The 11,542-nt window shown below is 41.0% G+C and carries 14 protein-coding genes; all 14 read left to right on the plus strand.

Annotation, left to right across the window (positions count from 1 at the left end; all coding sequences use genetic code 11):
* On the plus strand, nucleotides 1-1,477 hold a 1,477-nt coding region (locus ACH0QE_RS06235), incomplete at its 5' end, for a molybdopterin-containing oxidoreductase family protein (RefSeq protein WP_415799826.1).
* A gap of 28 nt (nucleotides 1,478-1,505) precedes the next feature.
* Nucleotides 1,506-2,033 (plus strand): 4Fe-4S dicluster domain-containing protein, encoded by a 528-nt coding sequence (locus ACH0QE_RS06240; protein ID WP_415799827.1) that lies wholly within the window; start codon nucleotides 1,506-1,508, stop codon nucleotides 2,031-2,033.
* A 14-nt stretch (nucleotides 2,034-2,047) separates the two neighbouring features.
* Nucleotides 2,048-2,944 (plus strand): NrfD/PsrC family molybdoenzyme membrane anchor subunit, encoded by an 897-nt coding sequence (gene nrfD, locus ACH0QE_RS06245; RefSeq protein ID WP_415799829.1) that lies wholly within the window; start codon nucleotides 2,048-2,050, stop codon nucleotides 2,942-2,944.
* A gap of 380 nt (nucleotides 2,945-3,324) precedes the next feature.
* Nucleotides 3,325-3,834: a hypothetical protein gene (locus tag ACH0QE_RS06250; protein ID WP_415799831.1), complete on the plus strand. Its 510-nt coding sequence runs from the start codon at nucleotides 3,325-3,327 to the stop codon at nucleotides 3,832-3,834.
* 77 nt (nucleotides 3,835-3,911) lie between these two features.
* Nucleotides 3,912-4,352 (plus strand): hypothetical protein, encoded by a 441-nt coding sequence (locus tag ACH0QE_RS06255; RefSeq protein ID WP_415799832.1) that lies wholly within the window; start codon nucleotides 3,912-3,914, stop codon nucleotides 4,350-4,352.
* A gap of 139 nt (nucleotides 4,353-4,491) precedes the next feature.
* On the plus strand, nucleotides 4,492-4,947 hold the full coding sequence (locus tag ACH0QE_RS06260) for an NUDIX hydrolase (RefSeq protein WP_415799833.1): 456 nt from the start codon (nucleotides 4,492-4,494) through the stop codon (nucleotides 4,945-4,947).
* Nucleotides 4,948-5,164: 217 nt separating this feature from the next.
* Nucleotides 5,165-5,308 carry a hypothetical protein gene (locus ACH0QE_RS06265; protein ID WP_415799834.1) on the plus strand — a complete coding sequence of 48 codons (144 nt, stop codon included), beginning with the start codon at nucleotides 5,165-5,167 and terminating at the stop codon, nucleotides 5,306-5,308.
* A 28-nt stretch (nucleotides 5,309-5,336) separates the two neighbouring features.
* The gene (locus ACH0QE_RS06270) at nucleotides 5,337-5,663 is read left to right on the plus strand and encodes a hypothetical protein (protein WP_415799835.1); all 327 of its coding nucleotides are present in this window, start codon (nucleotides 5,337-5,339) and stop codon (nucleotides 5,661-5,663) included.
* A gap of 110 nt (nucleotides 5,664-5,773) precedes the next feature.
* The gene (locus ACH0QE_RS06275; RefSeq protein WP_415799836.1) at nucleotides 5,774-6,277 is read left to right on the plus strand and encodes a GNAT family N-acetyltransferase; all 504 of its coding nucleotides are present in this window, start codon (nucleotides 5,774-5,776) and stop codon (nucleotides 6,275-6,277) included.
* Between the two features lie 130 nt (nucleotides 6,278-6,407).
* Nucleotides 6,408-7,451: a histidine kinase gene (locus ACH0QE_RS06280; RefSeq protein WP_415799837.1), complete on the plus strand. Its 1,044-nt coding sequence runs from the start codon at nucleotides 6,408-6,410 to the stop codon at nucleotides 7,449-7,451.
* Nucleotides 7,429-8,055, plus strand: a complete 627-nt coding sequence (locus tag ACH0QE_RS06285; RefSeq protein WP_415799838.1) for a response regulator — start codon at nucleotides 7,429-7,431, stop codon at nucleotides 8,053-8,055. The genes ACH0QE_RS06280 and ACH0QE_RS06285 overlap by 23 nt, the downstream gene beginning before the upstream one ends.
* Nucleotides 8,056-8,234: 179 nt before the next feature.
* Complete coding sequence (locus ACH0QE_RS06290; RefSeq protein WP_415799839.1) at nucleotides 8,235-9,176, plus strand: ABC transporter ATP-binding protein; 942 nt, start codon at nucleotides 8,235-8,237, stop codon at nucleotides 9,174-9,176.
* A gap of 13 nt (nucleotides 9,177-9,189) precedes the next feature.
* The gene (locus tag ACH0QE_RS06295; protein ID WP_415799840.1) at nucleotides 9,190-10,380 is read left to right on the plus strand and encodes an ABC transporter permease; all 1,191 of its coding nucleotides are present in this window, start codon (nucleotides 9,190-9,192) and stop codon (nucleotides 10,378-10,380) included.
* Nucleotides 10,373-11,503: an ABC transporter permease gene (locus ACH0QE_RS06300; RefSeq protein ID WP_415799841.1), complete on the plus strand. Its 1,131-nt coding sequence runs from the start codon at nucleotides 10,373-10,375 to the stop codon at nucleotides 11,501-11,503. The genes ACH0QE_RS06295 and ACH0QE_RS06300 overlap by 8 nt, the downstream gene beginning before the upstream one ends.
* Nucleotides 11,504-11,542: the final 39 nt, after the last annotated feature.

An 11,542-nucleotide genomic window follows, 5' to 3' on the forward strand; every position in this document is an offset into this window, starting at 1 on the left:
AAAGATTGTTATTGTCGATCCGCGTTTAAACAATACAGGCAATCTCGCAACCGAATGGCTTGCAATCCGTCCTGGTACAGACCTTGCATTAGTGCTGGCTATGTCCCATGTATTGATTAAGGAAAACCTCCATGACATGGACTTCATAAAAAACTACACTGTTGTTTTTGGGGATTACGCAAAAGAACTTAAAAAATACACACCAGAATGGGCAGAAAAAATCACGGGTATCCCTGCAGACGCTATTACACGGATTGCCATTGACATGGGCAAGGCCAAACCGAAGGCGTTGATTGAGCAATCGTGGAGAGGAGCATTCGGCTGCAACTATGAAAATAGTACAGAAACCGGCCGTTCAGTAGCGATGTTCAATGCTTTACTTGGCAACTACCAGCAAAAAGGCGGAAGTATATTTGGTGGCAAACCTAAGCTTGGTACACTAAATGAAGTAAAACACCTTAGCCCGAAAGAACCTGAGGGCCCAAAAGCAGGTAAGAAAGAATTCCCGCTTGCTTATCACAGTCACGGTGTTGCAACGATGGTGGCAAAAGAAGCATTGGAAGGCAAAATGAAGGCGGCAATCTATTATCATTCTAATGCAGCACTAGGCTATGGAAATCCGAAAGTAATGAAGGAAGCTCTTTCTAAAATGGATCTCGTTGTGGCCATCGATGTACAAATGTCTGAAACGGCACAACTGGCACATTATGTCCTTCCTGAAGTGACTTATATTGAACGTGATGAAGTAATTGAAGGTTTATCAGGGAAGATACCAGGTATCGCGCTTCGTCAGCAAATGGTTGAGAAGGTTCATCCGGAGACAAAACCAATACATGAAATCTATACAGAGTTAGCTAAAGTCTGCGGTGTAGGAGAGTATTTCAACTTCTCCCTTGATGAATTGAACGAAGCGATGCTTGCTCCGACTGGTATTACGTATAAACAGCTTAGGGAAAAAGGAACCATCATGTTCCCGAATGAGGAAATTAAAATCGGGGAAATGCCGAAATTGAAGACACCTTCAGGAAAAGTAGAATTTTACAGTGAAACATACAAAGAAGCAGGATTCAAACCGATCGTCGAATGGATTGAGCCGAAGGTAAGCCAGGCAGATGATTCTTTCCGTCTGATCACTGGTAAACAGGCCATTCACAGCCATACGCAAACGGCGAATATACCAATATTGATGCAGATTACAAAGGATTATGACCTAGAAAGAATCTGGATCAACCCGGTTCGTGCAAAAGCGCTGGGAATCAAGGGTGGCGATATGGTTGAATTGAAATCCAGTGAAGCAACTAGCAAAATTCGGGTCAAAGTTACTGAGAGAATCCATCCAGAGGCAATCTTTGTTCCGAGCCACTACGGCATAACGTCCAAAGATTTGAAGATTGGATACGGAGTCGGCTTGGCTATATGGAACACGTACCATTCGATTTTGAAAAATGGAGTGGAGCAGGAAATATCCACGAAGTAATCGTGAAGGTTAGGAAGGTGAATGGCTGATGGCACGCTATGGAATGGTAATAGACACACGTAAATGCGTCGGCTGTTATGCTTGCCGGGTAAGCTGCCAGATGCAGAATGAGCTTCCGGTAGAAGAGTCATATATTAAGTTTTACGAAAAAGAAACGGGAGTATTCCCAAACGTCAAAAATGAAATCTTCCCAGTACAATGCCAGCACTGCGAAGATGCCCCATGTGTGAGTGTCTGCCCGACAAAGGCAACCTACACGACAAAAGAAGGCATCGTGCTAGTCGACGCAGATAAGTGTATCGGCTGCAAGTATTGCATGGTAGCTTGCCATTATGGCGCCAGAACGCAGGATCATAAAACCGGGGTAGTTGAAAAATGCCGCTTCTGTGCAGAGCTTGTGGCAGAAGGTAAGCAGCCAGCCTGTGTCAGCACATGCATCAGCAATGCCCGTATATTCGGTGACCTTGATGATCCAAACAGTGAAGTTTCAAAAGCAATCGTTAAAATGAATGCCCAGCCTTTAAGGCCGGACTTAGGCAAGGCAAAAATTTACTAAGTGAGGTGATTATAATGGTTTGGGGAACAATTATCGCTGCCTATTTATTCCTTGCTGGACTTAGTGCCGGTGCGTTTTTAACATCTTCCTATGCAGCAAGGAAATATCCTGATGCCAAAACAGTCAGGATTGTCGGAAGGTTAGTTAGCCCGATTCTTATGGGCATAGGTCTATTGCTTCTTATTGTCGATGCAGAAGCAGGTCTGAAGGATCCGTTAAGGTTCATCTATTTGTTTACAAATTTCAGTTCTGTCATGACAATCGGTACGTATTTCATTAGCTTTTTCATGATGGTTGCAGCCTATATCGCCTTGATGGAATTACTGAAAAAAGATACAAACAAAATTGTGGAGTACGTCGGCATCGTCTTTGCTGTCGCTACTGCCATTTACACCGGTTTCCTGATTGGGGTCATTGGAGCAGTGCCACTATGGAATACAGCAATTTTGCCAATCCTGTTCGTCGTGTCAGCATTCTCAACAGGAATTGCCGGTACTATGCTCGTGTCAGCAATCGTGGATAAAAAGGTAATCCATCATGTGATGGCTCTCAAAAAAATCCACTTAACATTGCTGATTTCCGAAGTATTCCTGATTTTCACAATGTTCCTGATTACTTCATCAACCAATGAGTCTGCAGCACAGTCTGTTGCCATGCTGCTCTACGGTGAGTACAGCATCCTATTCTGGATGGGTCTGATTGTTATCGGATTGATAGTTCCAATTGGTGCAGAGGCTCTCGAATTATGGAATGCGAAAAAACTTCATCATAGCCAGGCGGGACTGGAAATAGCAGCTTCCGGATCTCACGGAATTTCCGCCACTTTGATCACAGAAAGTGCCGTACTCGCAGGCGGATTCATTTTGCGCTATCTGTTGCTTGCAGCAGCAGTTCCGGTAATATTCTTATAAGTAAAAAGAAAGAAGACCTGGGCAATAAAAGATGTCCAGGTCTTTTATGTATTGATTGAACCTTCTCGCTTTCTCTTTTTCTTTATTATAAAGTTTATTATTTGCAAAATAATATTGCTGAAAATAAGACATGAAAAAGGCCAGAAAAAGAATGGACTATTCTGGGCGATCCAGTCCAGCTCAAAATAGCTCTCAATAGAAGAAAATATAAAAATAACCATAAAAATATTGAGTGTTATGCTTTCTAATTTTTGTAACATAAAATTATCCTTTCAATTATTTACTAAGGTAATTCTCTAAAATATGGAAAAAATCCTTCTAAGAACAGATAACATCTTTCCGAATATACTGCCTATGATGAACGAGGAGGGATTATTAAGATGAATTTGCCTGCAGCTGATTTAGGAATCATGGCTGAACATTTGCCGACACATGAAGGGGTTATCAGTAAGTTAAGGATATTCAAGGAGATTGTGGACGATCAAGAATTAAAGAAATTAATCCAGTTGAATATCCAGATGCTGAGGGAGCATGTGAGAGCGATGCTTGAACTTATAGATCCTAACCGCAAAGGAGAAGTAAAGCTGGCTGATATGCCTGATATTCAACTAAATACGGAAATGTTGAAGCTCTCCGAACAGGAAAAAGACATTGTACTGGAAACAAGGGCAGTTTCAAAGTTAATGGGAAGTAATAATTTCAATTCTGCTTTAATGATGAAAGATATGAATGTGAAAAACATCCATATCCAGATGGCTTACCAGGACGTAAGGATGCAGATGCTTTACAATATGGTCGTTGAACATGTAAATGGTGATTTTACGCCGCTCGTTACAGAAGCAATGCAATCAAAAACTCATGAAAAATATAAACATATTTTAAAAGAGTAAGTGAACCAGAAAAGAAGGGATATCAGACAAGAACACAGAATTATATTTCCAACGTGAATGTAAAAAGAGGGATGTCGATGGAAGTGCAATTTACAGTACCCTGGAGTTATTCTGAGAAAGTGGATACTACCTTTCCTCTTACTGATGATTATGAGTATTGGAGACCTTTAGTCGAGCATTTCCTTGAAAGAACAGATACTGTAGAAATCCATTGCTGGAATGAAGAGCAGGTTGCTATCAAGGAAATTCAATCTGTTCTTAATAGTTCAGTTCATGTCGGCGACCACATGACGGTTTTTAAAATCTCCAACGATAAAAGCGCACAAGATATACTTTTGAACAAATATGAAAAGAATCATAAATTCAAGTGGTTCACAGTGAATCTTATTCGGCAGGGTGAAGTCATTTTCCATTCGGGCCATTGGGCTACGGAATTTGCAGTCACTATCAAGAATGCGGAAGAGGTACCATGGATCCAGAAAATTACACCAAAAAACACTGATTTTCTCATATATTAAGCTCTTTTGTATACTTTATTGTATTCATAACCTATTTAACGCTATTTCAATCCAGACGTCTTATCGTTATGAGTTCCGATGTCTCCCGATTCGATGTCTCGAATGGATTAAATGATTCTTTTAGACAGTAGGGATGTATATGATCACTTTTGGTGAAAAGGAATTAGGAGTTAGCTATACCTTGCGGCCGGGTGTGTATGGAGTCGTTTTTAATGAAGATGAAGATTTGGTTGCCTTAATTGAGACGGGTGATGGGAAGTATTTCCTTCCAGGCGGCGGGTTGGAAGGACATGAAAGTCATGAGGAGTGTCTAATTAGGGAAGGCATTGAAGAAATGGGAAAGCTGCTTGAAATTGGAGAATGGATTGGAAAAGCACAGCGTTACTTTTATTCAGAGAAGGACTCGGAATATTATCTCGGAGAAGGGCATTTTTATTTTGCCAGAATAGCCGGAGAGGCGGGAGAATCCGTGGAAGAGGACCATCAACTCAGGTGGGTTGAAACTGGCGCAGCAGTGAAGAAGTTATTTCATGAGCATCAGAGCTGGGCCCTTCAAAAAGCTTTGGCTTTGATTAAAAAAAATGAGGAAATATAAGCTGGAATTTCGTTGACTTGCTTAATAAAAAAGAGCATTTTGGGACAAGAATGTAATCAGCTTTGTTGGGAAATTCAAATGAATCATATTACCTCTTCCCTTTCTCGCCTGCTTAATGATAATGTTAGCTTAATCACATCCTCATTATTTATTTTGTTTGACATGAGGTATAAATGGGAAAATATTTCTTAGACAGTAAAAAATAATGAGGGCGATTATGATTAACAACTATGAATATCGGATCTTTTACGAAGAACTAAGAAGACTTCATAAAGAATACCAGCGGTGTGAAAATGCCACATTAAAACAATCAATATCAAAGGACATCGAACTTATTAAGGATGCGCTGGAAACAATCTGAATAACTAAATTAAGCAGGAGATTTTCAAATGAATAAACAATTAACTGATCCAGAATTCCTTTCATTCTGTGAAAACGCTATGCCAATTGAAGTAGTAGAAAAATTCACTGATAATAACATCCGAGGACTTGAGAATATTGCACTGAGGTCAATTTCAACCCGAAGCAAACTCCCGGCCAACGTGGTCAATCTTTTGGTTGCCTATTTCTACAGCCATTATGGTAATCAGGTATATAATCGCAATGACCTGGCACGTTTATATGATTACTGGGCATCAAAGGATGTCAGGACAATGACTCAGGCAGCTGAAATGATCAATGAAGATATTGAGGAAGTTCTTAAAACATTAAAATAGTGGTTTATCTTTTGAACAGGCTGAGCTCAGCCTGTTTTTTTTGAAGGAAAAACAATTGGATTATCGAATAGTAAAATAAATAAATAAATAAATAGGAAGCGGGTGTAATTTTGCTTGAAGATGCTCAGATAAGACTTGCTGTAATAGAAGACGGAACAATGATCATTGAGATGCTGAAAAATGTCGCGCAGTGGATGCAAGATAATGAGATCAATCAGTGGGGATATCTATTGGATGGAGGGGATGATGAGGAGATTCTGGAATCGATTAAACAAAAAGATACATTCATAGTCCTGAATGGTAAAGAATTAATCGCAACGTTTACCCTCTCGACAGTCCAAAGTGATTGGGATAGACATATTTTTGGTGTGGATACTAAGGGAGATTCAGTGTATTTGCATAGGCTCGCAGTATTACCGGTACATAAAGGCAAAGGTTTTGGAAAAGAGCTAATAAATTGGATTGAGAAGAATCATTCAACGGACAAAACATATCTAAGATTAGACTGTGTAACAGACAACAGCAAACTGAATCAGTTTTATTTAGCAAACGGATTTCACTACCTCGGTGAAACAGACCATCACAGTAAATACGCAAAAAAGTTATTTTCTTAATTTTGACCCTTATTGGGTCTTTTTTTATGGAGGTAAATTCACTTAATGTTAATAAACATGGCGAAGTATCAGCTGAAATAGAGGTTAAAATGTAGTTGTGATGAAGAGATGTTTTAGCGAGGGATCAATTATGTTGATGCAAACAGAACTTTTGGAAGAAATTATCGATCATCTGCCTGAGGGCATGATTGTTATGGATAAAGATCGTACGATTAATTATCTTAATGAAAAAGCAGTTGGCATGACCGGCTGGAAGCTTGGAGAGAAAGTCCCTTACTGTACTTATTGCCAGGAAAGAGAGCTGGAAGAGGATGAGAATCGCTGTATCTTAACCTCTGATAATCCCATTCCTTTTTTTAACTCCCATTTGGCAGTGTATGAGGGGCTTGAAGAGTTCGAGATGTCTTTAAAAAAAATGACTATATCAGAAAAGGTATATTATGTCCTAAGATTACGGCCTCCAGTCCAAAATGAAAATAGTGAGCGGGCACGATTCCATGAGCTGCTTGTACAAGAAACGCTCCTCGCACAGGAGGCAGAGCGTAAAAGGATTGCCATGGAACTGCATGATCATATCGGACAAAGTGTCTATAGCATATTCCTTGGCCTCGAGGTAATCAAACAGAATATCAGTGAGGATAAATATCAAAATCATGTCACCAACATGGTCAATGTCATGAAAAAAACACTTAAAGATATTAAGAGTCTGACCAAAAGCCTCAGACCTGAAATCGTGTATGACATTGGTTTGGAAAAATCGCTTCGGCAAGCAGTAAAGGATTGGAGAAAGCTGTACCAGATAGATATCTTTTTGGAGATGGAGCTTGATAGGGAGCAGAAACTGGATCCAGAAAAAGAACTTCATCTATTCAGGATCATCCAGGAAAGTATCACAAATTCGGTACGTCATGGAAAAGCAACCTATTTCTCCATTCATTTAAAGACTTACTATCAATATATCTTTTTCCAGTTATACGACAATGGCAAAGGTTTTATTTCAACTGGATGTAAAACGAAAGGGCTCGGCTTGAAGCATATGTACGAGCGCTGCAAGATGCTTGATGGGGACATCAAGTGGATCAGCAAGGAAGGCGGCCCAACAAAGGTGGAAGGGTTTGTATCTTTAACAAAAGTGGAGGGAGAGAGGGAAGATGAACCTAATGATCATCGATGATCATGAAATCGTCCGGGATGGGCTGAGCATGCTTTTGCAGCAATCTTTTTGTATTGATGGGAGGATTTGTGCCTGTGATGGTTACGAAGCTGTTAAAGCTGCTGTGGACTTTCCCGCCGACCTGGTACTTCTGGATCTTTCGATGCCGGGCGGCCTGGATGGAATGACGACTTTGGAAAGGCTGCGGAAGCTTCTACCGGACGCGAAAATAGTGATTTTCTCGATGCATGATGATATCGGATATCAAAAGAAGGCTTATGAAGCGGGAGCTGACGGCTACCTAATCAAGCAGCTGAAGCGTGACGACCTCATCCAATCTCTGGATAAAATTTTAGCGAACCAGAAGGTTTTCGATACACATATATGGGAGGATGATACAGAGGGTGACCAATTTAATCTGATCGACCTTCCAATCACCAAGCGGGAAAAGGAGGTTTTCATCCTTACGGTTAAAGGATATTCCCAGAAAGACATAGCAGAAAGGCTAGATATATCAGTCAAAACAGTAGAAAATCACCGCCAGAAAATTGGTGAGAAGCTGGGAACACACAAGCGATATGAATGGGTCGAAACAGCACGGAAATATAAAGTATTTCAACCTTAGAAGCAGGACATACTGATGTCTTGCTTTTTTGCTTGGCCAAGAAAAGAGACGGTAATTAATTGACTTCTAATCAATTAGGATCTTTTCTAAATATTTTCATATATTAATTGGAATTTATTTCATGAGACGTGAATGTTTGAGATAATTGAATCAACACAGGTCGAAAGTAGGTGTTTTGGTTGGAAGTCTTGAAAGTAAAGCAATTAACTAAGAGGTTTAAAGATTTCGAGGCAGTCAAGAATGTTTCTTTTTCCGTCCAAAAGGGAGAGTCCTTTGGTCTCCTTGGACCCAATGGAGCAGGAAAGACAACAACGATCCAAATGATTACAGGGTTATTTCCACCGAGTTCAGGAAGTATTGAAATTGCTGGCGTTGATATGGTCAGGCAACCAAAGTGCGGGCAAGGGCTTTTAGGAATCGTTCCTCAGGAAATTGCTCTTTACCAAACCATGAGTGCTAGGGAAAACCTGTCATTCTGGGGAAGAATGTACGGTTTAAGCGGAGACCACTTACAGAAAAGAATTAATGATGTGCTTGAAATCATCGGATTGGCTGATCGGGCCAAGGAAAAAGTAGAGACTTTTTCAGGAGGGATGAAGCGGAGAGTTAACATCGGTGCCGCGATTTTACATAACCCCGAGCTATTGATCATGGATGAACCGACCGTAGGGATAGATCCTCAATCTCGCAGCCACATTCTTGATACGGTAAAAAAGCTAAATGGTGATGGGATGACAGTTATCTATACAAGTCACTATATGGAGGAAGTCGAGTATCTTTGTGAAAAGATCGGCATTATGGATCAAGGAGAATTCATTACTTCAGGCTCTATTTCGCAATTAAGGGAAACAATCGGTGATCGTTCTCGTATTGTCATGAACTTTTCCGGAGCAGTCGAACTTGAAAGCATAAAGTCAATTTTTACTTCTGAAATACCTGAAAAGGACCTCTTAATAAGTCAAAATGAACTTGCCATTTTTCATAAGGCACCACAAAAAATACTAAGTGAGTTGATCCAGTCGGTTACAGGGGCCGGTTTTGAAATCGCCTCTGTTGAAATAGTTGAACCAAATCTCGAGAGTGTGTTCCTCCATCTTACTGGTCGAAGTTTAAGGGATTAAGGAGGTTATGAAAATGGGGTTTTGGTGGCTGGCATTGAAAGATGCGCTCCTTATGGGAAGAGACCGGAAGGCGTTGTTGACGCTTGTATTCATGCCAATCTTATTGATTGGGATCCTTGGGGCAGCCTTTGGCAATATGATGGGGGAAGAAGAAGTGGCCTCCATGGAAAAGTTCGAGGTAGGTATTGTTAATCTTGATGAAGGTGAACTAGGAAATGCTTTAGCAGAAGAAGTATTCATGAAAGGTCTGCCTGAACTCATTTCTGCAGAGGCAATGACTGAAGAGGAGCTGGAAGATAATTTAAAGCAGCAGCTACTATCCGTGGGAGTCATTATTCCACCTGATTTTTCGGACCATATCATTTCGGGTAGGAAATCTGAGGTGAAAGTCATCTCCATTCCGTCCGCTTCGATTCAGTCATCGATTGTGGAGAACGTCGTGCTGCAATTCACTCAGAGTGCTGCCGTAAATGTAATAGCTATGGAGGTTGCTGGAGCATCCGCTATGAGTAAAGCCCTTCCGGCTATGTCTCAATTCACTGATGCTGATGTAAACATAGTTGAAGAAGCAGCGGTAGACCGGGATCAAAAACCAGTAGGGTCATTCCAGTATTATGCCGCGGGTATGGGTGTCATGTTTTTGTTGATGACGGTAATCACCGGAGTAAGCGCCATGATTGATGAAAAGGAACATGATGTATATAATCGTCTTCTGGTTACAAAACTGTCCAATCAACATTACTTAATCGGAAAGTTTATTGGCCTGCTGTTTATGTCTTCCGTTCAATTTTTCATCATCATTATTGGAACACGGTACCTTTATGATGTTCGTTGGGGAGAATCGATGACAGGTGTTATGATAGTTGGATTTTCTTTTGTTTTTAGCGTATGCGGACTCGGCGTGCTACTCGGCACTCTTGTTAAAACGGAGAAGACATTCAATGCAGCCGGCATGCTTGCCACACAAATAATGGCGGCAGTTGGAGGGAGCATGGTTCCATTGTATATTTTTCCGGACTGGGTCAATTCGGTCGTGAAAGTCCTTCCCAATGCCCTTGCACTCCAAACATTCCTGAAGTTGATGTCTGGTGCAAATCTATGGCAAGTATGGATAGAAGCCGGCATTTTGGTCGCGATTGGTTTCGGATCCCTTTTAATTGCGTTTGTATCCCTATCTGCAAGAAGGAGGGCTTTGCATGCGTAAGATTTTGTCCATCGCGTTTTTACACCTGAAATCATTGTTCAAATCACCATCAGCAATTGTGCTGATGTTCATTATGCCAATCATGTTCAGTATTATTTTTGGAGGTATTGGCTCAGGAGGATCTTCACAAGATAAACCTGTCGTCCTGATGGTTGCGCAAGAGGATGAAAGTAACAGCAGGATCATGGATCTACTGTCTTCAAATGACCAATACAACTGGCTTAAGGCAGATGAAATACAAGCACGGAGTTCAGTTGAAAACCAGGAAGCCATTGCAGCGGTGATTTTCGCTGAATCGATAGTTGAGAATTTGGAATTGGGAAAGCCGCTTTTTCAAATCGTTGTCCAAAGAAAAACACAGGAATATCAAGCCCTAAGCAGTTATGTAGAGGGTGTTGGAAGGACAGTTATTCAAACATTTGAAATGGTTCCAGAACAAGATACAGTCGCCGTCAACGCTATACTTGATAAAGCAGCAGGGCGAGAAACGCTGGATATAAGCAGTGAAGTAATCCAAAAAGAAGAATCAACTACTGGTTCCGTCGGCATGTTGGCGATCGGCTTTACCATCATGTTCATGATGTTTGGGATTTCAGGAGCAGCTTCAGCCATTCTTGATGAAAAAATTGGAGGAACATGGCAGCGTCTGCTCACGTCACCAACGTCGAAAGTCCAGGTGATGGCAGGATACCTATTTTCATATTTCTTGATGGGGGCAATCCAATTATTCGTCCTTATGGTCGTGATGAATTTAATTTATGGTTCCATGTGGGGTAATTTGATTTACTTCGTTCCATTTGCAGCACTAGTGATTATAACGATTGTCGGATTTGGCCTAATGATGGCTAGTATCGTGAAGACGAGACAACAGGCAAGTGCACTAAGTGCGGTGCTGATCGTCAGTACATGTATGCTGGGAGGTGTATACTGGCCACTGGAAATAGTTCCGGATTTCATGCAGCAAATAGCCAAGGCCGTGCCCCAGAGCTGGATGATCACAGGATTCCGTGAAATCGTCAGTGGAAGCCTTTATATTCCTGCAATCCGTAATTCTACAGTAGTCTTGCTTGTATTCAGCTTACTTTTTTTCACAATCGGCCTGAAAAGAATGAAATACGAATGATGTGTATGCCAGTCCATATTTGGACTGGTAATTCTTTTT

The organism is Mesobacillus sp. (assembly GCF_047739415.1).
Lineage (GTDB): Bacteria > Bacillota > Bacilli > Bacillales > Cytobacillaceae > Mesobacillus.

Bases quoted from the DNA above. Each gene is read 5' to 3' on its own strand.
- ACH0QE_RS06295 (WP_415799840.1), top strand. From the start codon at position 9,190: ATGGGGTTTTGGTGGCTGGCATTGAAAGATGCGCTCCTTATGGGAAGA.
- ACH0QE_RS06265 (WP_415799834.1), top strand. From the start codon at position 5,165: ATGATTAACAACTATGAATATCGGATCTTTTACGAAGAACTAAGAAGA.
- ACH0QE_RS06285 (WP_415799838.1), top strand. From the start codon at position 7,429: ATGAACCTAATGATCATCGATGATCATGAAATCGTCCGGGATGGGCTG.
- ACH0QE_RS06280 (WP_415799837.1), top strand. From the start codon at position 6,408: ATGTTGATGCAAACAGAACTTTTGGAAGAAATTATCGATCATCTGCCT.
- nrfD (WP_415799829.1), top strand. From the start codon at position 2,048: ATGGTTTGGGGAACAATTATCGCTGCCTATTTATTCCTTGCTGGACTT.
- ACH0QE_RS06260 (WP_415799833.1), top strand. From the start codon at position 4,492: ATGATCACTTTTGGTGAAAAGGAATTAGGAGTTAGCTATACCTTGCGG.
- ACH0QE_RS06270 (WP_415799835.1), top strand. From the start codon at position 5,337: ATGAATAAACAATTAACTGATCCAGAATTCCTTTCATTCTGTGAAAAC.
- ACH0QE_RS06300 (WP_415799841.1), top strand. From the start codon at position 10,373: ATGCGTAAGATTTTGTCCATCGCGTTTTTACACCTGAAATCATTGTTC.
- ACH0QE_RS06255 (WP_415799832.1), top strand. From the start codon at position 3,912: ATGGAAGTGCAATTTACAGTACCCTGGAGTTATTCTGAGAAAGTGGAT.
- ACH0QE_RS06250 (WP_415799831.1), top strand. From the start codon at position 3,325: ATGAATTTGCCTGCAGCTGATTTAGGAATCATGGCTGAACATTTGCCG.
- ACH0QE_RS06240 (WP_415799827.1), top strand. From the start codon at position 1,506: ATGGCACGCTATGGAATGGTAATAGACACACGTAAATGCGTCGGCTGT.